This is a genomic window from Microbacterium sp. 2MCAF23, assembly GCF_052115565.1.
Lineage (GTDB): Bacteria > Actinomycetota > Actinomycetes > Actinomycetales > Microbacteriaceae > Microbacterium.
Window position 1 is genome coordinate 107,004 of the sequence record NZ_JBFRGY010000004.1, and the last position, 24,591, is coordinate 131,594.

The window sequence follows — 24,591 nt, forward strand, 5'->3', positions numbered from 1 at the left end:
CGCCGCGGCCACGGGGCGGCGGTCGGGCGGATCCCCGGCTGCGCACCAGATGTCTCACAGATCCGCTCGCCTAGGCTCGAAGACGATGTTTCGACTGATCGGGATCCTCCTCACCGTGCTCTTCGCGATCGCCACCGCGATCGTGACCTGGCCGCAGTTCTTCCACCTCGAGCAGACGTTCCCGATCACGCAGATCGTGGCCTCACGCGCGGTGCTCGTGCTCGTGTTCGCCGGGATCCTGGTGCTGGCGCTGCTGCTCCTGTTCGCCCGCCCGCTGCGCGGGTTCGCGGCGTCGATCGCACTCGTCGCCCTGCTCGGCGGAGGCGCCTCGGCGGCCATCCTCGCGCTGCGCGGCATCGACACCGCCGTCTCCCTGCCGGACAAGACCGCGACGAGCGTGCGCGTGCTCGCCTGGAACACCGCGGGCGAGGCAGTCTCGGCCGACGAGATCGCGACCACGATCGTCGCCCAGAAGGCCGACATCGTGGCGCTCCCGGAGACGACCGAGGCCGTGGGAGAGGAGATCGCGCTCACACTGCGCGAGGCAGGGCACCCGATGTGGGTGCACCACGTGCAGTATCGTCCCGAGGTCACCCAGGGACCGGATTCGTGGCAGACCACGGTGCTCATCTCGCCGGCCCTCGGCGACTACGCGGTCATCCCCTCCTCCGCCGACGGATCCAGCAACACCTCCTCGGTCCCGAGCGCGGTCGTGATGCCGGTCGACGGCGACGGCCCCATCGTCGTCGCCGTGCACACCGTCGCTCCGCGCGAGGACGAGATGGCGGACTGGACGCAGGATCTGCGATGGGTCGCCGACCAGTGCCCCGCCGGGAAGAACGTGATCCTCGCCGGCGACTTCAACGCGACCCTGGACCACATGGGCGGGCTCGGCACCGGCGGCGGCGACCTCGGCGCCTGCCACGACGCGGCTTCCCACTCCGGCTCGGGTGGCGTCGGCACCTGGCCGACATCCGTGCCGGCGCTGCTCGGCGCCCCGATCGACCACGTCATGGCGACCGCGCACTGGCGCGCCACGGGGTCCGCCGTGCTCCCGGCCGGCGCGGGCGGCAGCGACCACCGCGCCCTGATCACCCAGCTGGAGCCCGCGACGCCCTAGCGGAGCGTGCGTGCGCGCCGATCCACGAAGCGCGCCCGGGCGGCGCGGCGGCTCAGCGGCGAGCGCGCCCCCGGGCGATGAGCGCCGCGATCCCGCGCCAGCCGACCAGGAACACGAGCAGAGTGATCGTGGCCACGATGATGAACGCGACCGCGGTGGTGCCACCGGTCACGACGCGCAGGATCATCCCGAGCACGACCGTGATCATGACAAGCCCCATCCCGGTGCGCAGCGGGGCGGAAGGCGCCCGCCATGCCCGCAGGATCAGCCAGCCCGCCGCCAAGCCCACCAGGAACGGCCACGCCGTCTCCAGTACGCCCACGGCGTCGACCGTGTGATCATGGCTCGCCCGGCCGATCGCGGCGAAGACGATCACCAGCACGGCGTCGATCCCCAGCGCCCAGGGCCAGGTCGGAACGGATCGGCGGTCAGGGGCGGCTTCGGTCATCCCTCCACGGTAGCCCGGCGGGCTATGGGTCCTGCGCCGTGCGCCGTGCCGCGCTCCTACCCTGATATCCGGCTATCAGCAAGCATTGAAATGGCTGGGAGCGCCCAGTAGAAACGATGCAGGGCCATCCGCCCGCGCCGACCTGTCGGCACCCACCCCCACGAGAGGACCCTCACCAATGAGGATGCCAACCCCCCACCGCTCGTTCCGCACCATCGCCTGCACCGTCGCGGCGCTGGGACTGGTCCTGGCGGGCTCCGTCAGCGCCACTGCGGCGACGAGCGAGCCCTCGACGCCCGTCCCGATCACTCCGCCGGACGGCACGGTCATGAGCTACGTCGTCAACACCGGCCAGGCGAACCCGGGCCAGACCCGCAAGGCCGAGAAGGCGGTGACCGACGCGGGCGGCGTCGTCGTGCAGAGCTGGCCCGAGATCGGCGTCGTGATCGCGCAGTCCGATCGCGCGGCGTTCCGCGACACCGTGAAGGCCAAGGGCCGCAACGTCGTCGCGTCGGTCGGCGCGACCCGCACCGTCGAGGTGAAGGACAAGGTCACCGGCCCGCAGGCGCCGTGGGGTCCCGGAGCCTCCGGATGGAACCAGGGCAAGAACAAGCCGGTCAACGGCGATGAGCCCACCGAGCCGGTGCCCGCCTCCGCGTCCGACTCGCTCGAGGGCCAGCAGTGGGACATGACCATGATCCAGGCGGATCAGGCGCACCAGATCACCGACGGCAGCCGCAACGTGCTCGTGGGCGTGCTGGACTCCGGCATCGACCCGACCCATCCCGACCTGCAGGCGAACATCGACGTCGCCGACTCGGTCAACTGCACCACTGGCGGCCGCCCTGACCAGACCGATGGCGGGTGGTACCCGACCACGTCCGACCACGGCACGCACGTCGCGGGCACGATCGCGGCGGCCCGCAACGGCGTGGGCATCGTCGGGGTCGCCCCGAATGTGCGCCTCGCGTCGGTCAAGGTCGTCAACGACGACGGGTTCATCTACCCGGAGTACGCGGTCTGCGGCTTCATGTGGGCGGCCCAGCGCGGCATGGACGTCACGAACAACAGCTACTACATCGACCCGTTCGAGTTCTGGTGCGACGATCAGCCCGACCAGGCAGCGGTCCGCGAGGCCGTCGCCCGCGCCGTGAACTGGTCCAACTCCAAGGGCGTCGTGAGCGCGGCCGCGGCCGGCAACTCGGGCCTCGACCTGACGGTGAACACCCTCGACGAGGGCAGCCCGGACGATGCAGCCACCCCGACGCCGCGCACCATCAACCAGGGCTGCAAGGACATCCCGGCCCAGGTCCCCGGTGTCGTGACCGTCGCCTCGCTGACCAAGGACGGCCAGCTGTCGTACTTCTCCAACCGCGGTCTCGGCGAGATCGACGTGGCGGCGCCCGGATCGAGGATCCTCTCCACGATCCCGGGCGCGAAGTACGGCCTCAAGAGCGGCACCTCGATGGCCTCCCCGCACGTCGCCGGCGTGCTGGCGCTGATGAAGTCCGCGCACCCGGAGCTGACCCCGGCCCAGCTCGTGCAGAAGCTCGAGGACGACGCGACGCCGACCGAGTGCTCGGCTCCGCAGTACGACGAGGGAGCCGCCTGCGTCGGCACCGCCGAGCTGAACAGCTACTACGGTCACGGCATCGTGAACGCGCTCAAGGCCGTGCAGTGATCTGATCCGGATCGACAGGAGGGGCTCGGATCGCCGACACGGCGATCCGGGCCCTTGTCGCCTGCCGCCCGGATCCTTCCCGCACCGGCCGGTGAGAGGATGGATCCATGACCTCCGAGCACGACACGATCGAGCAGCCGGGCGATGCCGCCACCGCGACCACCTCGACGACGACCAACCGCCGCCAGCCTTTCCCGCAGGGCTTCCTCGACACCATCTCGACGGGCTGGGCCGAACGCCCCGAGTCCCTGCCCGCTCCGCGCGCGCAGGCGCCCTACGCAGCAGCACGTCGCGCCGCCGTCTCCGCGGCCTTCCCCGGCAAGCGCCTGGTGATCCCGGCCGGATCCCTCAAGCAGCGCAGCAATGACACCGACTACCCGTTCCGGGCGCACTCGGCGTTCGCGCACCTCACCGGCTGGGCGGTCGACTCCGAGCCCGACTCGCTGCTCGTGTTCGAGCCCACCGCGGACGGCCACGACGTCACGCTGTACTTCCGCGAGCGCGCCGACCGCACCACGAGCGAGTTCTACTCCGACGCGACGATCGGCGAGTTCTGGATCGGACCGCGTCCCGCTCTCGCCGGCGTCGCCGCAGACCTTGGCGTGACCACCGCGCATCTCGACGAGTTCGCCGCGGGCGAGGAAGACCTCGTGGTCGACCAGGACGACGAGCTCACCCGGTTCGTCTCCGAGCTGCGCCTCGTCAAGGACGAGTACGAGGTCGCGGAGATGCGCCGAGCCGTGGCGATCACCGCGGACGGCTTCGACGACATCATCCGCGACCTTCCGCGGGCGGTCGCGCACCCGCGCGGCGAACGCATCGTCGAGGGCGTCTTCCACCAGCGCGCCCGCAGCGACGGCAGCTGGGAGGGCTACGACACGATCGCCGCATCCGGCCCGCACGCGTGCTACCTGCACTGGACCCGCAACGACGGCGCCGTGCTTCCGGGCGACCTCATCCTCATCGACGCCGGAGCCGAGGCCGACAGCCTCTACACGGCCGATATCACGCGCACGCTGCCGGTGAACGGCACGTTCAGCGAGGTGCAGCGCCGCATCTACGACACCGTGGTCGAGGCCGCGGACGCCGCCTTCGCCGCTGCCGAGGTCGGTGTGCCGTTCCGCGAGGTGCACGCGGCCGCGATGGACGTGATCGCCCGTCGTACCGCCGAGTGGGGTCTGCTGCCCGTCTCCGCCGAGGAGGCCCTCGACGCCGACCAGGGCGGCCAGCACCGCCGCTACATGGTGCACGGCACGAGCCACCATCTCGGCATCGACGTGCACGACTGCGCCCAGGCCCGCCGCGAGATGTACTACGACGGCCTGATCGAGCCCGGCATGGTGTTCACGATCGAGCCCGGCCTGTACTTCCAGATCGACGATCTGACCGTGCCCGAGGAGTACCGCGGCATCGGCGTGCGCATCGAGGACGACATCCTCATCGCCGCCGAAGGCCCGGTGAATCTCTCAGCCGCCATCCCACGCACCTCCGCCGAGGTCGAGGCGTGGATCGCCCGCGTGCAGGGATCCGCGTCCTGACCGAGGACATGCACCCGGATCAGCTCCGGCTGGACGAGGCCGCCGCGACCGAGAGGATCGCGGCGGCCTTTCCCGCGCTGGCGGGGCAGCCGGTGGTGGCGCTGTCGACACCGGGCACGATGAACGCACTGTTCCGGATCGGCGACGCGCACGTCGCCCGGTTCCCGCTGCAGTCCGCGGCGCTCGAGGACGTGGCCGCGGAGGCGCGCGCCCTCGACGAGTTCGCGACGTGCTCCCCGTTCCCCGCACCCGTCGTGCGCGGTGTCATCGACCGGGACGAGGGCTACCCTTCGGCATGGTCGGTGCAGGCCTGGATCCCCGGTCGCACTGCCTCCGAGACCGTGGCGGACGAGGATCCTGGTGCGCTCCCGCTGCTCGCCGACGATCTGGCGCGGCTGATCGGGGCCCTGCGTCTCGCACCCCTGCGGGGGCGGACGTTCGACGGCCGAGGGCGCGGCGGCGAGCTGCACGCGCACGAGGAGTGGATGACGCAGTGCTTCGCGAAGAGCGGACATCTGCTGGATGTCCCGTCCGCGCGTGCGCTCTGGCAGCGGCTGTCGCAGATCCCGCACCCCGGCACGGAGGTCATGTCGCACAAGGACCTGATCCCGCCGAACCTGCTCGTCTCGGACGATGATCGGCTCGCCGGAGTGCTGGACGGCGGGTCCTTCGGAGCGGCGGATCCGTCGCTCGATCTCGTGGTCGCGTGGCACCTGCTCGGACTCGACGACCGGCGCCGGCTCCGTGCGGCTCTGGGCAGCGATGACCAGGAATGGTGCCGGGGAGCTGCGTGGGCGCTGCAGCAGGCGATGGGCCTCGGCTGGTACTACGAGCGCACCAATCCCGTGATGGCCGCTCTCGGCCTGCGCACCATGCGACGGCTGCTCGCCGATCCGGATCTGGGCTGAGGCCGAGGCTCTTCGGCGGGGATGTTCCGGCTGTCAGCCGACGGTGTGCTCGCCCAGCGCCGCCGCCATCTGGCGCACGGCCTGCTCGATGACCGGGCGGGGCGTGGCGAGGATGAAGCGCAGGTAGCCCTCCCCGGCGGCGCCGCAGGCGATGCCGTCGGTCATGGCGACGCCCGCGTGCTCGCGGAAGAACGCGGCCGGCGACCCCTCGATGCCGAGCCCGCGCGCCTCCAGCCAGGCGATGTACGTGCCCTCCGGGGCGCGGTAGCCCATCCCGGGGATGTGCTCGGCGAGGAGCTCGCCCAGCAGCCGGCGGTTGCCGTCGAGGTAATCGAGCGTGCCGTCGAGCCAGTCGCGGCTGTCGTCGAAGGCCGCGGTGGTCGCGATCACGCCGAGATTCGCCGTGCCGTGCTCCGCCCAGGCGACCTCCGGCCGCGCCCAGGTCTCGACATCCGTGTCGTTCGTCAGGATCACCTGCGCCGCCTTGAGGCCGGGCAGGTTGAACGCCTTCGAGGCGCTGGTGGCGGTGATCGTATGTCCCGCTGTCACGGCGCTGATGCCGGCGTAGGGAACGTGGCGGTGCGGCGCGAAGACGAGCGGCGCGTGGATCTCGTCCGAGAACACGCGCGCGCCGTGCCGCGCGACGACCTCCGCGACCGCTTCGAGTTCCGCGCGCTCGAACACACGTCCCAGCGGGTTGTACGGGTTGCACAGGATCAGCAGGCCGCCGCCGTCCGCGAACGCCCGGTCGATGCCGTCCAGGTCGTAGACGTGGCGCCCGCCCTCGACGAGCATCGGCACCTCGATGATCTCGCGGTCGTGCATCGCCGGGATCGTCAGGAACGGCATGTACGCGGGCGTGGGCAGCACGATCCTCGAGCCGGGCTCGGTGAAGAAGTCGATCGTCGCGCGCAGTGCGGTCAGCACATCCGGCACGGGGCGGATCCGATCGGCCGGCACGTCCCAGCCGTAGCGATCCTTCTGCCAGCGCGCGGTCGCCTCGCTCATGCGCGCCCGCACGGCCGCCGGCAGATATCCGGTCAGGCCGTCATCGATCGCGCCCTTCATCGCGCTTGCGATCGCCGGCGCGGGCGGGAAGTCCATCTCGGCGACGAACGCGCCGATCGCCTCGGGGAACACCGACCACTTCAGGCTGCCGATCTCGCGCAGCCGGGCGATGCCGATCGCGTCCAGCTCCTGCGCCATGCTCATGCGTCTCCCCCTTCGTTGCGCCCCGATGCGCCGATCTCCGACGCGCCCTTGCCGAAACCCGACCACGCGAACTCCACGACCAGCGGCGCGAGATCCGCCCCGATCTCCGCGGCAGGGCGCTTGCGGCCTTTCACCTCGAACGAGTGCCCGCCGCCGTCGATCCAGGCGATCCGCGCGTCCTGACACGACGCCACCGCCTCCTCGAGCTGCGACAGCGGCTGCACGAACGGATCGTTCGTGCCCTCCACGAACAGCTGCGGCTGCGGCACCGCCGGCAGATGCTCGGTCCGCGGCTTCTCCGGCTTGCCCGGCTGGTGCAGCGGATAGCCAAGGTAGACGAGCCCCGTCGCGGCGAGGCCGGCCTCCTCGGCGGCGGCCATGGACGCCATCCGCCCACCATAGGACTTGCCGCAGGCGACGACGGATCCGGATCCGCGCTCGCTCGCCGCGGCGACGACGGCGCGCCAGGTGAGGATCGCGTGCGCCGCCGGGCCCGGCATGCGCCGTCCCGCCTCGACGTACGGGAAGTTGAACCGCATGGTGTGCAGGCCCGCGGTGCGCAGCGCCGTGGCGAAACCGATGAGGAACGGATGATCCATGCCCGCGCCCGCGCCATGGGCGATCGCCACGATCGGCGCATCGGCCCCGGCAGCGAGGTCCCCGTCGGCAGCGCCGAACGCGGCCGACACCTCGGCCGTACCGGCAGGGAGCGGAACCGCGATCCGGAACCGCTCCTCGGCCCGTCCCGTCATCGCGAGGTGCCGTCGCCCGCCGGGTTCTCGCCGTCCACGGGCGTGGCCGCGGAGGGCGGCGTCTCGAGGGCGGGGCTCTCCGCGGGGGCGGCGGGAGCTTCGTCGGTCGCCGGGGTACCGTCGGTCGCCGGGGTACCGTCCGTCGCCGGGCCACCGTCCTGTGCGGGCTGCACCGAGGCGGTCGGCAGTGCCGGCGGCATCGGCGGGCGCGGCGGCGCGATGCGCTCGCCGTACCGCGGCGGCTCCTCGACCCGCTCTCCGTACTGGGGCGGCGCTGCCGCGGTCGTGCCGGCGGCAGGGGCGGACTGCGGGATCGGGGTGACGGCACGGCCGAGCACCTGGCGCGCCTTGCCGACCGAATCGGACAGCACCGTGACCTCGTAATGATCGGCCTTGAGCTGCATCACGCTCGCGTAGTCGCGGCGACGACGCACGATCGAGTACGTGATGAGACTAAGGATCATCCCGATCGCGACGCCGACGAACAGGATCCCCACGAAGGCCTGCATCGGCACGGCGGGGTTGCCCAGCACGAAGATCGCCGAGAGGAAGAGGCCGATGAGCACGCCGTTGACCGCGCCGGAGCGCGCCGCGTTCGCATAGCCGAGGCGACCGGTGACCCGCTCCACGGTCTGCACGCCGACCCCGACGATGGCGATCGCCCTGGCCGGGATCTCTCCCGCGATCAGCTGCGAGACGAGCTTCTGCGCGGCCTCGTACTCGGTCACCGTGGCGACCGAGTCGCCGATCTCGCCCGCGGGGCCCGACGCGTTCAGCATGCTCATCGGACCATTGTTCCACGCGGCTGCCCGGAGACCGCCGGATGCCGTCACCCACCCCGGATCCCAAGGCGCAGGACACTACGCTGGAACCATGAGCACACAGCGGGTTTTCGTCGCGCGCCTGGCCGGGTGCGCCGTGTTCGACCCCGCCGGCGACCGGATCGGGAAAGTCCGTGATGTCGTCGTCGTGTACCGAAGTAGCGCGGCCCCGCGCGTGATCGGCCTGGTCTGCGAGATCCCCGGCCGCCGGCAGGTGTTCCTCTCGATCGGGCGGGTCGGATCGATCAGCACCGGACAGGTCATCACGTCCGGGCTGATGAACGTGCGCCGGTTCAAGCCCCGCAACGGCGAGGTGCGCATCATGGCCGAGCTCATCGGCCGGCGCGTCGACTTCTCCGACGCCTCGGGCACGGCGGTGATCGAGGACGTCGCGATCGAGCCGAACCGGCTCGGCGAGTGGTCCGTGAGCCAGCTGTTCCTGCGCAAGCCCAAGACGAGCGCCTCGCCGTTCGCCAAGGGCCCCACCACGTTCGCGACCTGGAACCAGGTGCACGAGCACAACCGTCCCGGTGAGGCGCAGTCCGCCGAGCAGCTCGTCGCCACCTACTCCGAGATGCACCCCGCCGACCTCGCGAACACCCTGCTCGACCTGCCCCAGCAGCGTCGCATCGAGGTCGCGGAGGAGCTTCCGGACGAGCGGCTCGCCGACGCCCTCGAGGAGATGCCCGAGGACGACCAGATGGACATCCTGGACCGTCTCGGCGACGAACGCGCCGCGGACATCCTCGATCAGATGGAGCCGGACGACGCCGCCGACCTGCTCGCGCAGCTGCCCCAGGGCCGCCTGGAGCACCTCCTCGAGCTCATGGAGCCGGAGGAGGCCGAGGACGTGCGCATGCTGTTGCGCTACAGCCCCGACACCGCGGGCGGTCTGATGACCCCCGAGCCGATCATCCTCTCCGCGGATGCCACGGTCGCCGAAGCCCTGGCCCTGATCCGCCGGCACGAGTTGCACCCTGCCCTGGCCGCCGCCGTCTTCGTCACGCTGCCGCCGTTCGAGACGCCCACAGGACGCCTGCTCGGCGTGGTGCACTTCCAGCGCATGCTGCGCTATCCCCCGCACGAACGGCTCGGCGCCATCGTCGACGACACCCTCGAACCCGTCCCCGCGACCGCCTCGGCGGCCGAGGTCGCGCGCATGCTGGCCAGCTACGACCTCGTCTCGCTGCCCGTCGTGGATCAGGCGCACCGGCTCGTCGGCGCGATCAGCGTCGATGATGTGCTCGACTACCTGCTGCCCGACGACTGGCGCTCGCACGACGCCGATGACCGTCCCGGGTCCGCGCAGTCCGTGCCGACGCAGGGAGCGAGCGGATGATGGCGAAGTCGGGCCGTCGTGGGCTGGATCTGCCCCGCGGCCGGTCCGGCATGCTCGGGCGCGGCACGTCGACGGGATCCAGCGACACCTTCGGGCGGTTCTCCGAGGCGTTCGCGCGGGCCATGGGCACGTCCGGCTTCCTCATCGGGATGTCGGTGTTCGTCATCGTCTGGCTGTGGTGGAACATCGCCATGCCCAAGGAGTGGCAGTTCGACCCGGCCGCGACGAATTTCACCCTGCTCACGCTGATCCTCTCGCTGCAGGCCTCCTACGCCGCGCCCCTGATCCTGCTCGCGCAGAACCGGCAGGACGACCGCGACCGCGTGCAGATCGAGCAGGATCGACAGCGCGCGGAACGCAACCTCGCCGACACCGAGTACCTGGCCCGGGAGATCGTCGCCCTGCGCATGTCGCTCGAGGAGCGCTCCGCGCAGAGCGTCACGCGCGAGGTGCTGCGCGCCGAGCTCAGGGCGATGCTCGCCGAACTCCGCGACGAGGATCCGGCGGAGCAGACCCCGTGACCGTCGACCTCGCCGACGCGGTCCGCCGCGCCGTCGGCGCCGTCACCGACCCCGAGCTGCGCCGCCCGCTGGCCGACCTCGACATGCTCCGCGACATCACCGTCGCCGGCACGGTCGCACACGTGGGCATCGCGCTGACCATCGTGGGCTGCCCCGCCGCGACCCGGATCGAGGCCGACGTGCACGCGGCCGCGGCGGCGGTGCCCGGAATCGATGCGGTCGAGGTCGCCGTGGGCGTGATGACGCCGGACGAGCGTCGCGCCCTCACCGAGCGCCTGCGGGACGGCAGGGAGCCCCGGCAGATGCCCTTCGGCCCGGAATCGCTCACGCGCGTGATCGCCGTCACGAGCGGCAAGGGCGGAGTGGGCAAGTCCTCGCTCACCGCCAACCTCGCGGTCGCTCTGGCGGCCCGCGGACGCAGGGTCGGGCTCATCGACGCCGACGTGCACGGCTTCTCGATCCCCGGCCTCCTCGGGATCGCCCCCGGCACCCAGCCCACCCGGATCGACGACCTCATGCTGCCCCCGGTCGCGCACGATGTGAAGACCATCTCGATCGGGATGTTCCTGCGGGAGGGGGAATCCGTGGTCGCATGGCGCGGACCCATGCTGCATCGCACGGTGCAGCAGTTCCTCACCGACGTGTTCTTCGGCGACCTGGACGTGCTGCTCATCGACATGCCGCCGGGCACCGGCGACATCGCGATCACCCTCGGCCAGCTGCTCCCCCATGCCGAGGTGCTGGTCGTGACGACGCCGCAGGAAGCGGCGTCCGACGTGGCGATCCGCAGCGCTCTCGTTGCCCGGCAGACCGGGCAACGGGTGATCGGGGTCGTGGAGAACATGGCCGCGCTGACGCTGCCCGACGGCACGGTGCTCGATCTGTTCGGATCCGGCGGCGGGCAGGCCGTCGCGAACGCCCTTTCGCAGGATGCGGATCCGGTTCCGCTGTTGGCCTCGGTCCCGCTGAGCCCCGCGCTGCGCACGGGCGGGGACGCGGGAGTGCCCGTGGTGCTCGCGGACCCGCAGGATCCCTCGGCACGCGCGATCCTGGCTGTCGCGGACGCGATCGATCGAGAGGGCCGTGGTCTCTCCGGGCGGCGCCTTCCCGTCAGCCTGGGTTAGACAGCCAGCCTGGGCTGGACGATCAGGTGGCTTCGCTGTCGTACGGCGGAAGGTTCTCGGCGGAGAACACCTTCGGCGCCTTCGACGTGGGGGCTGTCTCTCCCCCGGCGGACGCGGCGTTCATCGCGGTCGCCGTGGCCAGCAGAGCTGCTGCCGAACCCGCAGCCGCCGGCGCCGGAGCGGTCTCGACCGCCGCGACCGGGGTTGCCGGACGCGGCGGCGCCGGGGTGTCATCCATCAGCGCATCGCGGATGATGCGGCGCGGGTCGTACTGCCGGGGATCCAGCTTGCGCCAGTCCAGCTCATCGATCTCCGGCCCGACCTCCTCGCGCATGCGATCTTTGGCGCCGCGCATGTAGTCGCCCGCCTTCTTGACCAGGCGCGCGAACGTCTCCGCGTAGCGCGGGAGCCGCTCAGGGCCGACGAGAAGGGCCGCGATCACGCCGATCACGATCAGCTTCTCGAAGGTGATGCCGAAGAACATGTCATAAGGGTACCGCCGCGCCTGGCCACTGCGGACACGGAGGACGCCTACGCTGGGGGCATGCGGTGCAGTGAGCGACCGCCAGGGAGTCGAAGTGAGCGAGCAGGACGCCAACGCGCGATACGTGCGCGAAGCAATCATCGAGCCGGATGAGATCGCCAAGGCGCGCGCACATGCGGTCGAACTCGGCGCGCAGCCGATCAGCGCCGCCGTCGGCGCGCAGATCGCCGTGCTCGCGGCAGCCACCGGCGCGCGCTCGATCGTCGAGATCGGCACCGGCGCCGGCGTCTCCGGGCTCTGGCTGCTGCGCGGCGCCCCGAAGGCCGTGCTCACGTCGATCGACAACGAGCCGGAGCACCTGGCCGCCGCGCGCAGCGCCTTCCAGGACGCACGGATCGCCCCCACCCGCGCGCGCTTCATCGCGGGCAGGGCCGCCGATGTGCTGCCTCGGATGAACGAGGCCGCCTACGACATCGTCCTCGTCGACGCGGATCCGGAGAACGTGATCGAGTACGTCGAGCACGGTCTGCGGCTCGTGCGCGCCGGAGGGACCGTGCTCGTGCCGCGCGTGCTCGCCGGCGGAAGGGTCGCGGATCCGGTGCAGCGCGACGACGTCACGGTCGCCTACCGCTCGCTCATCCAGGAGACCCAGCAGTCCCCCGCCGTACTCGCCGCGCTGAGCACGGTCGGCGAAGGCCTGCTGCAGCTGACCGGCATCGCCGAATGACGAAAGGCCCGCAGGAAGCGGGCCTTTCGAAGATCTGAAGAGATCTGGTCTTGATCGTGCGAGTCGGAACTCAGGCTGCTGCCACGACGTTGCTGAGCACGTCGTGAAGTTCCTTCGCCTCTGCGTCGTTGACGGAGACGACCAGACGCCCGCCGCCTTCGAGCGGAACGCGCACGATGATCAGCCGGCCCTCCTTCACGGCCTCCATGGGTCCGTCGCCAGTCCTCGGCTTCATCGCTGCCATCGCGGTGCTCCCTTTCCTCGGTGGTCTACGACTCCCATATTAGTGGGTGCTGGGACACCGCTTACCGCGGCGCGGCGAGGCCGCGAGACGATCGAGCAGGTTCAGGGCACGCGCCAGAAGGTGTTCGCGAGGCCGTAGACGTTCGCGATCCACAGCGCCTGCAGCGCGATGCACACCACCAGCACCGTCGTCCGCAGCCACCAGGAACGGTGCCAACCGACGCCGCCCCACAGGGGCGCGAGCGGGAACATCAACCGCAGCGTGCTGGACTGCGGGAAGAACACGGCCAGCAGGTACAGGGCGTAGCTCGCCGAGAAGAGCCGGATCTCCGGCCCGAGCCGGCGCACGCCGTGCCCCGCGATCAGCACCGCCGCGAACAGCGCCACCAGCACGGCGAGGATGACGAGGCCGAGCCATCCCGGCAGCCCGAGCAGCTGCGCCCAGTACGGCATCGCGCTCAGCCACCCCTCGAAGGGCGAGAAGGCGGTGTGCCCGTCCTGCGGCATCCAGAATCCGCGCCAGCTCAGCTCGGTCTCCAGGTAGGCGTTCGGCACGCCCGTGACCACGCCCGCGATCGCCTGCCACGCGAAACCCACGACGACGCCGAGCGCCCCGAGACCGAGGTAGTGCGCGATCTCGGATCCCGTCAGCGGATCCGACTTCCGTCGCATCCAGCGCACCACGAGCATGAGGCCGAGCGTGAGCGCGAACGCCAGCACACCCGGGCGCGTGAAGCCCATCAGCACGATCAGCGGATACAGCCGCACGTAGCGGCGGCGGATCAGGCCGTCCAGCGCGAGCAGCAGGAACAGCATGTTGAGCACCTCGGCGTAGCCGACCTGGAACAGCGCGCCGAGGGGGCCGGAGGCGAAGAAGACGACCGTCCACACCGCCGCCATCCGCCCGATCCGCCCGCGCATCATGCGGAACAGCACGAGGCAGCAGAGGTATCCCGCCACGAGGGAGACGAGCGCCGCGCCCACGCCCCAGCCGCCTGCACCGAACGGCAGCGCCACGACCTGCGACACCCACGGGTACAGCGGCAGGAACGCCCACGAGTTCTGGGTGATGTGTCCGTCCGGCCCGAGCGGCAGCGTGGTCGGGTACCCGTACACGACGATGTACCAGTACCACTGCGCGTCCCACCCGGTCACGAATGAGGCGATCGACGCGCCGTGGCCGAACCGCGAGCCCGGCGCGCCGGACAGCCCGGTCGCCCACAGCAGCAGGCCGGTGGTGATCAGGCGCGCCCCGACGTAGATCGCGAGGATACCCGCCCAGGCGGGCGTACGTGCATAGAGCCGGGCGGCCCAGCGCGGTGCGGTCGTCGCGCCCTGCCGGCGATGCACCGCCGCCGCGGCGAGCTCAGACACCGCTGAGCCAGGAGCGCAGGCCCCGCTCGGTGGCCGTGATCTGCGCGAGCGGCACACGCTCCTCGTCGTGGTGCGCGAGGTGCGGATCCCCCGGTCCGTAGTTGACCGCGGGGATGCCCAGCGCGGAGAACCGCGCCACATCGGTCCACCCGTACTTCGGTTTCGGGGTCGCGCCGACGGCCGCCACGAACTCCTGTGCGATCGGCGCGTCGAGGCCAGGACGAGCACCCTCGGCGACGTCGGTGATCTCGACCGCGAAACCGGCGAACACGTTGCGCACGTGCGCCTCCGCATCGGCCGCGGACTTGCTCGGGGCGAAGCGGTAGTTCACCTCGACCTCGCAGACGTCGGGGATGACGTTGCCGGCGATGCCGCCGGTGATCCGCACCGCGTTCAGCCCCTCGCGGTACTCCAGGCCGTCCACCGTGATCTCGCGCGGACGGTACTCCGCGAGACGCGCGAGGATCGGCGCCGCACGGTGGATCGCGTTCTCGCCGATCCAGGCGCGCGCCGAGTGCGCGCGCACCCCGGTCGTGCGCACGACAGCGCGCAGCGTGCCGTTGCAGCCGCCCTCGACCTCGCCGTTCGAGGGCTCGCCGAGGATCGCGAAGTCGGCCTCGAACAGATCCGGCCGGTGATCGGCGAGCAGCTTGAGCCCGTTGCGGGCGGCCTCGACCTCTTCGTTGTCGTACCACATCCAAGTGATGTCGACCACGGGCTCGGTGAGCTCCGAGGCGAGCTTGAGCTGCACCGCGACCCCGGCCTTCATGTCGACCGTGCCGCGCCCCCAGATCAGAGCCTCGCCGTCGATCTCGACATCACGCGTCGGCACGTTTGCGTTGATCGGCACCGTGTCGATGTGCCCGGCGATCGCCACGCGCTGCGCGCGGCCCAGGTTCGTGCGAGCGACGATCGTGTTGCCCTCGCGCAGCACCTCGAGATGGCCGAGCGCGCGCACGGCCTCCTCAATCAGGTCCGCCAGCGGCTTCTCCTCCCCCGAGACGCTGGGGATGTCGCAGATCGCGCGGGTGATGTCCGCCGCGGAGGCGGTGAGATCGAGCGGCATGGTCCCCACCCTAGCGCCGCGTCATGAAGGGGAAGCTGGGGGTGCCGATTCGATACCGTGGACGCATGACCGACGCGCGCATGATCCACGGATCCGGCCTGACCACCATCGCCGGCGACGGCACCGTCCTGGACGCCTGGTACGGCGAGATCGGCGCCGTCGAGCCGTCCGCCGGAGACCACGCCGCGTCCGCCCTGACGTTCGAGGCGCTCGCCGGTGCCGACGATCGCCGCAACGTCACCGTCGAGGCGGTGCAGCTGTCGATCGACCTCGATGCGGCTCCGGCTTCGACCGCCGACGCGTATCTGCGCCTGCACGCCCTCTCGCACCTGCTGGTGCGCCCCAACGAGGTGAACCTCGACGGCATCTTCGCGCACCTCCCGAATGTCGCCTGGACGAGCGCCGGTCCGATGCTCCCCGCCGATGCGGCACGGCTGCGCCCGCTGCTGCAGCGCGCCGGGATCCAGATCACCGGCGTGGACAAGTTCCCGAGGCTCACCGACTACGTGCTGCCGGAAGGAGTGCGCATCGCGGACGCCTCGCGGGTGCGCCTGGGCGCCCACCTGGCCCCCGGCACCACCGTCATGCACGAGGGCTTCGTGAACTTCAACGCGGGCACCCTCGGCGCCTCGATGGTCGAGGGCCGGATCTCGCAGGGCGTCGTCGTCGGCGACGGATCCGACATCGGCGGAGGCTCCTCGATCATGGGCACGCTCTCGGGAGGCGGCACCCACCGCGTCTCGATCGGTGCGCGCACCCTGCTCGGCGCGAACGCCGGCATCGGGATCTCCCTCGGCGACGACTGCATCGTCGAGGCGGGCCTGTACGTCACGGCAGGCACGAAGATCGTGCTCGCCGACGGCGCTCCGCTGGCCGACGGGGGCCGCCCTGTCGTCAAGGGCGCGCAGCTGAGCGGCGAGAACGGGATCCTGTTCCGGCGCAACTCCCTTTCCGGAGCTGTCGAGGCCGTGCGCCGCACCGGCGTGGGCGTGACGCTCAACGAGGCGCTGCACGCCTGAGTGACGGGCTCTCGGGCAGAGCTCAGGTCCGCAGCGAGCCGATCGCGAGGCCGAGCACGCGACGGCGCTGCTGTTCGTCGTCGTAGGCGACCGCGCTCACACCGGCGATGAGCTTGACGACGTCGGCGATCGCGAGATCCGCCTTGACCGCGCCGTCCGCCTGCGCGCGGGCGAGCAGCGGCTCCCCCGCGCCCAGCATCACGCCGCGGCACTCCGCGAACACCGACGACTCCCGGTTCAGCCCGTCCAGCAGGACGTGCTTGGTGCCGACGTACTCGACGAAACGCCCCAACCAGGCCTCCAGTGCGGGCCAGGGCTCCAGGTCCGCCACCTCGTCCGCGGCGTCGGCGAGAGCGGCGACCTCGCGGAGGTAGAGCGTCTCGATCAGGTCGTCCCTGGTCGGGAAGTTGCGGTACAGCGTGCCGATGCCGACCCCTGCGCGGCGCGCGATGTCCTCGAGCGAGGCGCCCGAGCCATCCTCGGCGAAAGCCTCGCGCCCGGCGGTGACGAGGGCGTCGAAGTTGCGCGCGGCGTCGGCACGGCGCGGTCGCCGCTCCTCCAGCGTCGCCGTAGCCCTGTTCTGGCCGCCCATCGTGCCGTCCTTCCGAAAAGTCTCAGAAGACCTCTTGCAAACCGGAGGGACCCTCCGGTAATCTCAATCCGGAGGCATCCTCCGTTCGGAGGCCTTCCTCCACTTTACCCCTCTTCTCCAGGCTTCGGAAGGGAACTCATGTCCCGCTCATCCACCTCGGTCCTGGTCGCGATCGCCGTAGCGGTCTCCTCCATCGCTCTTCTGCAGAACCTCGTCATCCCGCTCGTGCCGCTCATCCAGGCGGAGTTCGGCGTCACCGCCGATGCGGCCAGCTGGACCATGACCGCGTGGCTCATCGCCGCCGCGGTCGCCACACCCACCCTCGGCCGCGTCGGCGACCTGCGCGGACGGCGCACCACCTTCCTGATCACCCTCGGCGCGACCGCGGCGGGGGACGTGCTGGCCGCGGTCGCCCCGACCCTCGAGGTGCTCATCGTCGCCCGCGTGCTGCAGGGCATCGGCGGTGCGCTGTTCCCCCTCGCCTATGGGCTGCTGCGTGACGCACTCCCCCGTGAGCGCGTGACCGGAGCGATCGGCGTGGTGAGCGCCGTGATCGGCATCGGCGGCGCCGCGGGCACCGTGCTCGCAGGCCCGCTGGCGGACCTCGTCGGCTGGCGCGGCACGTTCGCGGTGCCGTTCCTGGTCGCCGCACTCGGCGCCTTCCTCACCCTCGCCGCGGTGCGCGACACCGGCACCCGCGCCCTCGGGCGGGTCAACACCCGCTCCTCGGTGCTGCTCTCGGCGTGGCTGGTCGCACTGCTCGTCCCGCTCAGCACCGGCTCGCGCTGGGGCTGGACCTCGCCGGCCGTGCTCGCGCTGTTCGGCGTCGCCGTGCTCGCCTTCGCCGCGTGGATCGTGTCGGAGCTGCGCTCCGCCGAGCCGCTCGTGGACCTGCGGATGCTGGCCTCCCCCGCGATCTGGCCGGTCAACGCCGCATCGCTCCTGATCGGGGCCGGCGTCTTCGCGTTCTGGGGCTACCTGCCGCAGTTCCTCGAGCTGTCGGCCTCCGCGGGCGGCACGGGTCTCACCGTGCGCGACGCCGGGCTCATGCTCGTTCCGATGCTGATCGGCATGAGCGGGGTCGGCTTCGCCACCGGCGCGCTGAACCGCATCCTTTCGTTGCGCACTCTGCTCGTCATCGGCGCGCTGCTGATGGGTGTCTCCGGCGCGAGCGCCGCCCTGGCGCACTCGACGCCCTGGCAGCTCGCCGTGGCAGGCGCGGGCTTCGGCATCGGCTGCGGGCTGGCCTACGCGGCCTCGGCCGGCATCGTCGTGCAGAGCGTGCCCGCCGCGGTCACCGGCGTCGCGACCGGCGTGAACGCGAACCTCCGCACGATCGGATCCGCGATCGGCTCAGCGGCGACCGGCGCGATCGTGTTCGGCTCTGCGACGCACGGCACCGGCTCCGGCTTCGCCACCGCATGGGGGCTCGTCGCGGTCGCCACGATCCTCGCGGGCGCGATCGTGTGGGCGGTGCGCACCCGCCCCCACGTCACGACATCGGCGACGGCATTGCCCGAGCTCGTCGAGGCCTGAACCGACTGTCAGGGGATCCAGGATAGGATGTAGGGGATGTCGGATCATCCGGCATCTCGTCGCCATCCTGGATCCCTGGGCGCGGAGTTCGCTCCCCCTCGCGATCCGGTTCTGTGAGCGGCGACCTGATGCGTCGTTGCGACACGTTCATTGCGACGCCCTGACCCCGTGGCCGGACACCGGCCCAGGAGACACCCATGACTTCCTTCCTCGATCTCGGCGTGCCCGCGGCCCTGGCCGCCGTCCTCGCCGCCGATGGCAAGACCGAAGCGTTCGCCATCCAGCGCGACACGCTGCCCGACGCCCTCGCCGGCCGTGACCTGCTCGGCCGCGGGCGCACCGGCAGCGGCAAGACGATCGCCTTCGCCCTTCCCCTGGTCGCCCGTCTCACGGGCTACAAGGCCCGCCCGCAGTACCCGCGCGGACTCGTGTTGGCGCCGACACGCGAGCTCGCCTCGCAGATCGCCGCGACCATCACCCCTCTCGCCCAGGCGGCGAACCTCCGTGTCGCCACCGTTTTCGGCGGCGTCAGCCAGCGCCCGCAGGAGGAGGCGATGCGTCGCGGGGTGGACATCCTCGTGGCCTGCCCCGGGCGCCTCGAGGACCTCATGAAGCAGGGCGTCGTTCGTCTCGGCGACGTGCGCGTCACCGTGCTCGACGAGGCGGACCACATGGCCGACCTCGGCTTCCTGCCCGGCGTCACCCGGATCCTCTCGGCCACGCCGTCCGAGGGTCAGCGCCTCCTGTTCAGCGCGACGCTGGACAACGGCATCGACGTGCTCGCCCGCCGCTTCCTCACCCGCCCGGTGAGCCACGAGGTCGACGAGGAGAGCGTGCCCGTGGGTGAGATGACTCACCGCGTGCTCGAGGTCGCCGACGCCGACGCCAAGAAGACGCTCGTGCAGACTCTCGCCTCCGGTATGGGACGCCGGATCCTGTTCACCCGCACCAAGCACCAGGCGAAGAAGCTCGCCAAGGCGCTCACGGCCGCCGGCATCCCCGCCGTCGACCTGCACGGCAACCTTGCCCAGGGCGCGCGCGAGCGCAACCTGGCCGCGTTCTCCGCCGACCCGGCGGACGGCGGCGTGCGCGTACTCGTCGCCACGGACGTCGCGGCCCGCGGCGTGCACGTGGACGACGTCGATCTCGTCGTGCACGTCGACCCGCCCGCCGAGCACAAGGCGTACCTGCACCGCTCCGGCCGCACCGCGCGTGCGGGCGCCGCGGGCACGGTCGTGACCGTGCTGCTGCCGGAGCAGCGCCGCGACACGAAGGACCTCCTGCGCAAGGCCAGGATCAGCGTCGACATCGAGCCGGTCTCGCCTTCCTCCACGGCCGTCGCCGAGCTGGTCGGCGAGAAGGCCGCCTTCGTGAAGCCCGCGCCGATTCAGCCGCCGCAGCAGCAGCGCCCCGCGAAGAAGAAGCCCGCGGCGTCCGCCCAGCCGCGCGGCCAGCGCCAGGGCCAGGGCCAGGGCCAGGGCCAGGGATCCCACCGCGCGCCGCGCCCGCTCGGGGTCGGCGATACGGTTCCCTCGCGTCGCCGTCGCCGATCCTCGCGCCCGCAGGGCACCTCGACCGCGCGCTGACAGTCCTGACCGCGGGCAGCGGCGGAAACGAACAAGAGGGGGATCCGATCCGGATCCCCCTCTTTCGTCGTCGTGCGTCGCCCGCCCGGTCAGGACCGGCGGAACTCGCGCTCGGGCGAGCCCGTGTACAGCTGCTGCGGGCGGCCGATCTTGGTCTGCGGGTCGAGGTTCAGCTCGCGCCACTGCGCCAGCCAGCCCGGCAGGCGGCCGATCGCGAACAGCACCGTGAACATGCGCGTGGGGAAGCCCATCGCCTTGTAGATCACGCCGGTGTAGAAGTCGACGTTCGGGTACAGGCGACGCTCCTGGAAGTAGTCGTCCGCAAGCGCCACCTCCTCCAGTTCCCGCGCGAGATCGAGGAGCGGATCCGTGACGCCGAGCTCGGCGAGCACCTCGTCCGCGGCGGCCTTGACCAGCTTCGCGCGCGGATCGTAGTTCTTGTACACGCGGTGCCCGAAGCCCATGAGCTTCACGCCGTCTTCCTTGTTCTTCACGCGCTCGACGAAGCGCTGCACGCTCTGGCCCGATTCGCGGATCTGGCCGAGCATGGTCAGCACCGCCTCGTTCGCGCCGCCGTGCAGCGGGCCGGAGAGCGCCTGGATGCCGGCCGAGACGGAGGCGAACTGGTTCGCCCCCGTCGAGCCGACCAGTCGCACCGTCGACGTGGATGCGTTCTGCTCGTGGTCCTCGTGCAGCACCAGCAGCAGCTCGAGCGCCTTGGACATCACGGGGTTGATCTCGTAGGGCTCGCTGTGCACGCCGAAATTGAGCTTGAGGAAGTTGTCCACGAAGCTCAGCGAGTTGTCGGGGTACAGGAAGGCCTGGCCCACGCTCTTCTTGTGCGCGTACGCCGCGATCACCGGGAGCTTGGCGAGCATCCGGATCGTGTTCAGCTCGACGTGCTCGGGGTTGTGCGGGTCGGACTCGTTCTCGTAGTAGGTCGAGAGCGCCGCGACGGCTGACGACAGCACCGCCATGGGGTGCGCGTTGTCCGGAAGCGCCTGGAAGAAGTGCTTGAGATCTTCGTGCAGCAGCGTGTGCCGACGGATCTTGTCATCGAACTCCGCGAGCTCGGAGGCGCTGGGCAGCTCGCCGTAGATGAGCAGCCACGCGACTTCGAGGTAGGAGCAGGTGTTCGCGATCTGCTCGATCGGGTACCCGCGGTAGCGCAGGATCCCCTGGTCACCGTCGATGAACGTGATCTCCGACTTGGTGGAGGCCGTGTTCACGAATCCGTAATCGAGGCCGGTGTGGCCGGTCTGCCTGGTCAGGGTGGAGAAATCGATGCTGGCGTGCCCGTCGGTGCCCTGAAGGATCGGGAACTCCGCGGTCTTGTCGCCTACTGTCAGCGTCGCCTTCGTAGGCCGCTCGCCCGCTGCGCTCACGCAGACCTCCTCATGCGTCTGTCTCGTGTGGGGGATGCGCGATCGGCGCCGATGGGCCCGCGATCGCGTCGCTCATACAGCCTAGTCCGCGTGCGCACCTACTGTGAAAACGACCAAGAGTGGCGCCGAAACACCTGTGGAATGCTACGAAGCCGCCCCGCGCAGGCGCGCCGCGGCCGCCTCGATCCGTTCGAGGGGCGCGGTCAGCGAGAGCCGGACGTGCTGTGCGGAGTGGTCGCCGTAGAAGGGTCCGGGACCCGCCAGGATCCCGAGATCGGCGAGCGCGCCCATGGATTCCCAGGCATCGCGGCCCTGGGTGACCCACAGGTACAGCCCCGCCTCCGAGCCGTCGATCCGGAAGCCCGCGTCGAGGAGCGCCGGCCGCAGCACGTCACGGCGCTGCCGGTAGCGCTCCTTCTGCACCGCGACGTGCTCGTCGTCGCGCAGCGCGACGGCCATCGCGTGCTGCACGGGAGCCGGCGGCATCAGACCGAGGTGCTTGCGGGCGGTGAGGATCTCCCCCACCACCCGGGCGCAGCCGGCGACGAAGGCGGCGCGGTAACCGGCGAGGTTCGACTGCTTGCTGAGCGAGTAGACGCTGAGCAGACCCGCTCTGGTGCCGCCTGTGACGCGCGGATCCAGCACCGAGGGCACCGGCTCGCTCGCCCACGGCCCGTCCCAGCCGAGTTCGGCGTAGCACTCGTCGCTCGCGAGGATCGCGCCCAGCTCACGTGCGCGGCGCACGGCCGCGGCGAGCTCGTCGACGGTCCAGGTGCGCCCGTCCGGGTTGCCCGGGGTGTTGATCCAGATGAGCTTGGCGCCCTCCGGCCAGCGCGCGGGGTCGTCCTCGCTCACCACCGTCGCGCCGGCGACCTGGGCGCCGACGGCGTACGTCGGGTATGCGACGCGCGGCTGCACCACGATGTCGCCCGCGCCGAGCCCCAGCAGCGTCGGCAGCAGTGCGACCAGCTCCTTGGAGCCGATCGTGGGAATCACGTTGTCCACGCGCAGGTCGGGCACGCCCCGGCGTCGCGCGTACCAGTCCACGATCGCCTCGCGCACGGCCGGGGTGCCGACGGTCTGCGGATACGAATGCGCGTCGGTGGCCTCGGCGAGGGCATGTCGGATGATCTCGGGGGTGGGATCCACGGGGGATCCGATGGCGAGGTCGACGATGCCGTCCGGGTGCGCGGCCGCACGCTCGCGGAACGGGGTGACCGCGTCCCAGGGGTAGTCGGCGAGGTCGCGGACGCTCACCGCGCTACTCGCCCTGCGGCGGGAGAACGGCGATGACCGGGTGGTCGTGATGGATCACGCCGACCTTGGCGGCGCCGCCCGGGGATCCGATCTCGTCGAAGAACTCGACGTTCGCCTTGTAGTAGTCCGCCCACTCCTCGGGGAGGTCGTCCTCGTAGTAGATCGCCTCGACGGGGCACACGGGCTCGCAGGCGCCGCAGTCGACGCACTCGTCGGGGTGGATGTACAACGATCGCTCACCCTCGTAGATGCAGTCCACGGGGCACTCGTCGACGCAGGCACGATCCTTCACGTCGACGCAGGGAAGAGCGATCACATATGTCACGGACCCAGTCTACGACCCGTCGGCGGGCGCTTCTTCCGCCATCCGCGCACGGGCCGCCTGCTCCTGCTGGAGACGGCGGATCCGCGAGAAGTCCGGCCACGCGGCGACCAGCAGCACCATGCCGGCGATGGTCCAGGTCCAGGTCACGCCCAGCAGATCATTCGGCACGATCACCGATCCACCGGGTCCGCGGCCCGAGATCACGACCATGCCGGCGAGCATGCCGAGCCCCGTCGCGAGCGCACCCCAGCGGTCGTGCAGCAGCAGCCGCACGGCGAGGAGCATGCCGCCGCAGGCGATCGCGCCGAGCACCAGCCCGACCCACGGGAGCCCCCACACCGAGGTCGAATGCGTCACGGTCGTCGCCAGACCGAACACGGCGCCGACCACGAACAGAGCCACCCACGACAGCGCTCTGCTGAGCCACGTTCCACGCACGGCTCGAGCTTACGCGGCCCACCCTAGGAGCCGCAGGAGAGCCGCGACGACAGCGGCGGCGATCACCACGACGAGGAACGACTGCCGCAGCGCCAGCAACCCCGCCGCGACGAGCACCGCGGGCACACGAGCGTCCACCACGATGTGCGGGCCCGCGGCCAGCGTCTGCACGGCCACGAGCGCGGCGAGCAGCGCGACCGTCAGCAGGTCGGTGATCCGCGCGGGCCGCGGCGCCTCGAGGACGGACGCCGGCACCAGATAGCCCGCGCCCTTGAGCGCGAGGCAGCCGATGGCGGCCAGCAGCACGGCGTTCCACAGGGTCATGCCGACTCCTCCCCCGCCGCCGGGCCGGCGGCCTTCGACCCGAACCAGTTGAACCAGCCGACGACGATCGCCACGAACGCCGCCACGAGCACGGGCAGCCCCGGGATCAGCACCGGCGTGAGCGCCGTGGCGACCGCGGCGGCCGCGATGCCGACCGCGATGGCCTGCCGCGTGCGCAGACGCGGCCACAGCAGGGCGAGGAACGCCGCCGCCGCAGCCGCGTCCAGCCCATAGGTCTTCGGATCCCCCAGCACGTCTCCGAGCAGCGCGCCGAGCAGCGTCATCAGATTCCAGCCGAGATAGATGCCGACTCCGGTGATCCAGAATCCGACGTGGCGCGCCCGCGGCGAACGCTGTGCGAGCGAGACGGCGGTGGACTCGTCGATCGTGAACGGAGCCGCGAGCGCGCGCCGCGCGGCACCGCGGCCGATCACCGGAGACATCCGCATGCCGTAGGCGACGTTGCGGACTCCCAGAAGCAGTGCGGAGGCGATCGCCGCGGGCGCGGCGGCGAGCCCGCCCGCCCCGATCACGCCCACGAACGCGAACTGCGATCCGCCGGTGAACATCAGCAGGCTCAGCACGCAGGTCTGCCACACGTCGAACCCGTTCGCGACGGCGAGCGCACCGAACGAGATCCCGTACGCGCTGGTGGCGAGGGCGACGCCGATCGCCTCCCGGCGCGCGACGCGCACCTCTGCGACGGCGTCCTCGGGGTCGCGGTCGATCGTTCGCTCCTCTGAACGCATGACGATCATTCTGAACATCTGC

General features: G+C 71.2%; 26 protein-coding genes. 11 read left to right on the top strand and 15 right to left on the bottom strand.

Going from position 1 to position 24,591, the window contains the following annotated elements:
* The first annotated feature begins 85 nt into the window (after positions 1-85).
* A complete protein-coding gene (locus AB4078_RS05150; protein WP_441976225.1) occupies positions 86-1,120 on the top strand; it encodes an endonuclease/exonuclease/phosphatase family protein in 1,035 nt (344 codons plus the stop codon).
* Positions 1,121-1,172: 52 nt separating this feature from the next.
* Here the strand turns inward: AB4078_RS05150 and AB4078_RS05155 are convergent, their stop codons facing one another.
* Positions 1,173-1,568, bottom strand: coding sequence for a DUF3054 domain-containing protein (locus AB4078_RS05155; protein WP_441976226.1), 396 nt, complete (start codon positions 1,566-1,568; stop codon positions 1,173-1,175).
* A 184-nt stretch (positions 1,569-1,752) separates the two neighbouring features.
* Here AB4078_RS05155 and AB4078_RS05160 point away from each other — a divergent pair, with 184 nt between their 5' ends.
* The 3 genes from AB4078_RS05160 (at position 1,753) to AB4078_RS05170 (ending at position 5,695) form a co-directional block, all read left to right on the top strand.
* Complete coding sequence (locus AB4078_RS05160; RefSeq protein WP_441976227.1) at positions 1,753-3,249, top strand: S8 family peptidase; 1,497 nt, start codon at positions 1,753-1,755, stop codon at positions 3,247-3,249.
* A 107-nt stretch (positions 3,250-3,356) separates the two neighbouring features.
* Positions 3,357-4,787, top strand: coding sequence for an aminopeptidase P family protein (locus AB4078_RS05165; protein ID WP_441976228.1), 1,431 nt, complete (start codon positions 3,357-3,359; stop codon positions 4,785-4,787).
* Entirely contained in the window at positions 4,754-5,695 is a 942-nt protein-coding gene (locus tag AB4078_RS05170) for a phosphotransferase (protein WP_441976229.1), read from the top strand. The genes AB4078_RS05165 and AB4078_RS05170 overlap by 34 nt, the downstream gene beginning before the upstream one ends.
* 33 nt (positions 5,696-5,728) lie before the next feature.
* On the opposite strand, the gene AB4078_RS05175 is transcribed toward AB4078_RS05170, so the two are convergent.
* The 3 genes from AB4078_RS05175 to AB4078_RS05185 are packed head-to-tail and all read right to left on the bottom strand — an operon-like array spanning position 5,729 to position 8,444.
* Positions 5,729-6,907 carry a MalY/PatB family protein gene (locus tag AB4078_RS05175; RefSeq protein WP_441976230.1) on the bottom strand — a complete coding sequence of 393 codons (1,179 nt, stop codon included), beginning with the start codon at positions 6,905-6,907 and terminating at the stop codon, positions 5,729-5,731.
* Positions 6,904-7,659, bottom strand: coding sequence for an alpha/beta hydrolase family protein (locus AB4078_RS05180; protein ID WP_441976231.1), 756 nt, complete (start codon positions 7,657-7,659; stop codon positions 6,904-6,906). Before AB4078_RS05180 ends, AB4078_RS05175 begins: the two co-directional genes overlap by 4 nt.
* Positions 7,656-8,444, bottom strand: a complete 789-nt coding sequence (locus AB4078_RS05185; RefSeq protein WP_441976232.1) for a general stress protein — start codon at positions 8,442-8,444, stop codon at positions 7,656-7,658. Before AB4078_RS05185 ends, AB4078_RS05180 begins: the two co-directional genes overlap by 4 nt.
* Before the next feature lie 88 nt (positions 8,445-8,532).
* Between AB4078_RS05185 and AB4078_RS05190 the strand changes: the two genes are divergently transcribed.
* From AB4078_RS05190 to AB4078_RS05200, 3 genes are read left to right on the top strand one after another with little or no spacing between them, the layout of a single operon-like run.
* On the top strand, positions 8,533-9,819 hold the full coding sequence (locus tag AB4078_RS05190) for a magnesium transporter (RefSeq protein ID WP_440734533.1): 1,287 nt from the start codon (positions 8,533-8,535) through the stop codon (positions 9,817-9,819).
* The gene (locus AB4078_RS05195; protein WP_441976447.1) at positions 9,819-10,340 is read left to right on the top strand and encodes a DUF1003 domain-containing protein; all 522 of its coding nucleotides are present in this window, start codon (positions 9,819-9,821) and stop codon (positions 10,338-10,340) included. The genes AB4078_RS05190 and AB4078_RS05195 overlap by 1 nt, the downstream gene beginning before the upstream one ends.
* Positions 10,337-11,464 carry an Mrp/NBP35 family ATP-binding protein gene (locus AB4078_RS05200; protein WP_441976233.1) on the top strand — a complete coding sequence of 376 codons (1,128 nt, stop codon included), beginning with the start codon at positions 10,337-10,339 and terminating at the stop codon, positions 11,462-11,464. Before AB4078_RS05195 ends, AB4078_RS05200 begins: the two co-directional genes overlap by 4 nt.
* Before the next feature lie 22 nt (positions 11,465-11,486).
* On the opposite strand, the gene AB4078_RS05205 is transcribed toward AB4078_RS05200, so the two are convergent.
* A complete protein-coding gene (locus AB4078_RS05205; RefSeq protein ID WP_441976234.1) occupies positions 11,487-11,948 on the bottom strand; it encodes a Sec-independent protein translocase TatB in 462 nt (153 codons plus the stop codon).
* Between the two features lie 94 nt (positions 11,949-12,042).
* Here AB4078_RS05205 and AB4078_RS05210 point away from each other — a divergent pair, with 94 nt between their 5' ends.
* Positions 12,043-12,675, top strand: a complete 633-nt coding sequence (locus AB4078_RS05210) for an O-methyltransferase (protein WP_441976235.1) — start codon at positions 12,043-12,045, stop codon at positions 12,673-12,675.
* A gap of 70 nt (positions 12,676-12,745) precedes the next feature.
* Here AB4078_RS05210 and AB4078_RS05215 read toward each other — a convergent pair whose 3' ends face one another.
* From AB4078_RS05215 to dapE, 3 genes are all read right to left on the bottom strand, one after another.
* The gene (locus tag AB4078_RS05215; protein WP_082076728.1) at positions 12,746-12,919 is read right to left on the bottom strand and encodes a DUF3117 domain-containing protein; all 174 of its coding nucleotides are present in this window, start codon (positions 12,917-12,919) and stop codon (positions 12,746-12,748) included.
* Between the two features lie 101 nt (positions 12,920-13,020).
* Positions 13,021-14,292 (bottom strand): hypothetical protein, encoded by a 1,272-nt coding sequence (locus AB4078_RS05220; RefSeq protein ID WP_441976236.1) that lies wholly within the window; start codon positions 14,290-14,292, stop codon positions 13,021-13,023.
* Positions 14,285-15,358: a succinyl-diaminopimelate desuccinylase gene (gene dapE / locus AB4078_RS05225; RefSeq protein ID WP_440734538.1), complete on the bottom strand. Its 1,074-nt coding sequence runs from the start codon at positions 15,356-15,358 to the stop codon at positions 14,285-14,287. The genes AB4078_RS05220 and dapE overlap by 8 nt, the downstream gene beginning before the upstream one ends.
* A 65-nt stretch (positions 15,359-15,423) precedes the next feature.
* Between dapE and dapD the strand changes: the two genes are divergently transcribed.
* The gene (gene dapD, locus AB4078_RS05230) at positions 15,424-16,377 is read left to right on the top strand and encodes a 2,3,4,5-tetrahydropyridine-2,6-dicarboxylate N-succinyltransferase (protein ID WP_441976237.1); all 954 of its coding nucleotides are present in this window, start codon (positions 15,424-15,426) and stop codon (positions 16,375-16,377) included.
* A gap of 22 nt (positions 16,378-16,399) precedes the next feature.
* On the opposite strand, the gene AB4078_RS05235 is transcribed toward dapD, so the two are convergent.
* Entirely contained in the window at positions 16,400-16,969 is a 570-nt protein-coding gene (locus AB4078_RS05235; protein ID WP_441976238.1) for a TetR/AcrR family transcriptional regulator, read from the bottom strand.
* A gap of 138 nt (positions 16,970-17,107) precedes the next feature.
* Here AB4078_RS05235 and AB4078_RS05240 point away from each other — a divergent pair, with 138 nt between their 5' ends.
* Together AB4078_RS05240 and AB4078_RS05245 are read left to right on the top strand one after the other, a co-directional pair.
* Entirely contained in the window at positions 17,108-18,505 is a 1,398-nt protein-coding gene (locus tag AB4078_RS05240) for an MFS transporter (RefSeq protein ID WP_440734541.1), read from the top strand.
* A 197-nt stretch (positions 18,506-18,702) separates the two neighbouring features.
* Complete coding sequence (locus AB4078_RS05245; protein WP_441976239.1) at positions 18,703-20,091, top strand: DEAD/DEAH box helicase; 1,389 nt, start codon at positions 18,703-18,705, stop codon at positions 20,089-20,091.
* A gap of 89 nt (positions 20,092-20,180) precedes the next feature.
* Here AB4078_RS05245 and AB4078_RS05250 read toward each other — a convergent pair whose 3' ends face one another.
* The 6 genes from AB4078_RS05250 to AB4078_RS05275 form a co-directional block, all read right to left on the bottom strand.
* Positions 20,181-21,476: a citrate synthase gene (locus AB4078_RS05250; RefSeq protein WP_440734543.1), complete on the bottom strand. Its 1,296-nt coding sequence runs from the start codon at positions 21,474-21,476 to the stop codon at positions 20,181-20,183.
* A 144-nt stretch (positions 21,477-21,620) separates the two neighbouring features.
* On the bottom strand, positions 21,621-22,733 hold the full coding sequence (gene dapC, locus AB4078_RS05255; RefSeq protein ID WP_441976240.1) for a succinyldiaminopimelate transaminase: 1,113 nt from the start codon (positions 22,731-22,733) through the stop codon (positions 21,621-21,623).
* A gap of 4 nt (positions 22,734-22,737) precedes the next feature.
* Positions 22,738-23,058: a ferredoxin gene (gene fdxA, locus AB4078_RS05260; RefSeq protein ID WP_045272231.1), complete on the bottom strand. Its 321-nt coding sequence runs from the start codon at positions 23,056-23,058 to the stop codon at positions 22,738-22,740.
* A gap of 9 nt (positions 23,059-23,067) precedes the next feature.
* Positions 23,068-23,496, bottom strand: coding sequence for a histidinol dehydrogenase (locus tag AB4078_RS05265; protein ID WP_440734545.1), 429 nt, complete (start codon positions 23,494-23,496; stop codon positions 23,068-23,070).
* Positions 23,497-23,505: 9 nt separating this feature from the next.
* On the bottom strand, positions 23,506-23,820 hold the full coding sequence (locus AB4078_RS05270) for an AzlD domain-containing protein (RefSeq protein WP_440734546.1): 315 nt from the start codon (positions 23,818-23,820) through the stop codon (positions 23,506-23,508).
* Complete coding sequence (locus tag AB4078_RS05275) at positions 23,817-24,569, bottom strand: AzlC family ABC transporter permease (RefSeq protein ID WP_441976241.1); 753 nt, start codon at positions 24,567-24,569, stop codon at positions 23,817-23,819. Before AB4078_RS05275 ends, AB4078_RS05270 begins: the two co-directional genes overlap by 4 nt.
* Positions 24,570-24,591: the final 22 nt, after the last annotated feature.

Coding starts and splice junctions, on each gene's coding strand:
- AB4078_RS05180 (WP_441976231.1), bottom strand. CDS start 7,659: ATGACGGGACGGGCCGAGGAGCGGTTCCGGATCGCGGTTCCGCTCCCT.
- AB4078_RS05175 (WP_441976230.1), bottom strand. CDS start 6,907: ATGAGCATGGCGCAGGAGCTGGACGCGATCGGCATCGCCCGGCTGCGC.
- AB4078_RS05235 (WP_441976238.1), bottom strand. CDS start 16,969: ATGGGCGGCCAGAACAGGGCTACGGCGACGCTGGAGGAGCGGCGACCG.
- AB4078_RS05195 (WP_441976447.1), top strand. CDS start 9,819: ATGGCGAAGTCGGGCCGTCGTGGGCTGGATCTGCCCCGCGGCCGGTCC.
- AB4078_RS05155 (WP_441976226.1), bottom strand. CDS start 1,568: ATGACCGAAGCCGCCCCTGACCGCCGATCCGTTCCGACCTGGCCCTGG.
- AB4078_RS05240 (WP_440734541.1), top strand. CDS start 17,108: ATGTCCCGCTCATCCACCTCGGTCCTGGTCGCGATCGCCGTAGCGGTC.
- dapE (WP_440734538.1), bottom strand. CDS start 15,358: ATGCCGCTCGATCTCACCGCCTCCGCGGCGGACATCACCCGCGCGATC.
- AB4078_RS05165 (WP_441976228.1), top strand. CDS start 3,357: ATGACCTCCGAGCACGACACGATCGAGCAGCCGGGCGATGCCGCCACC.
- AB4078_RS05215 (WP_082076728.1), bottom strand. CDS start 12,919: ATGGCAGCGATGAAGCCGAGGACTGGCGACGGACCCATGGAGGCCGTG.
- AB4078_RS05270 (WP_440734546.1), bottom strand. CDS start 23,820: ATGACCCTGTGGAACGCCGTGCTGCTGGCCGCCATCGGCTGCCTCGCG.
- AB4078_RS05185 (WP_441976232.1), bottom strand. CDS start 8,444: ATGAGCATGCTGAACGCGTCGGGCCCCGCGGGCGAGATCGGCGACTCG.
- AB4078_RS05150 (WP_441976225.1), top strand. CDS start 86: ATGTTTCGACTGATCGGGATCCTCCTCACCGTGCTCTTCGCGATCGCC.
- AB4078_RS05205 (WP_441976234.1), bottom strand. CDS start 11,948: ATGTTCTTCGGCATCACCTTCGAGAAGCTGATCGTGATCGGCGTGATC.
- dapD (WP_441976237.1), top strand. CDS start 15,424: ATGACCGACGCGCGCATGATCCACGGATCCGGCCTGACCACCATCGCC.
- AB4078_RS05160 (WP_441976227.1), top strand. CDS start 1,753: ATGCCAACCCCCCACCGCTCGTTCCGCACCATCGCCTGCACCGTCGCG.
- AB4078_RS05275 (WP_441976241.1), bottom strand. CDS start 24,569: ATGCGTTCAGAGGAGCGAACGATCGACCGCGACCCCGAGGACGCCGTC.
- AB4078_RS05190 (WP_440734533.1), top strand. CDS start 8,533: ATGAGCACACAGCGGGTTTTCGTCGCGCGCCTGGCCGGGTGCGCCGTG.
- AB4078_RS05245 (WP_441976239.1), top strand. CDS start 18,703: ATGACTTCCTTCCTCGATCTCGGCGTGCCCGCGGCCCTGGCCGCCGTC.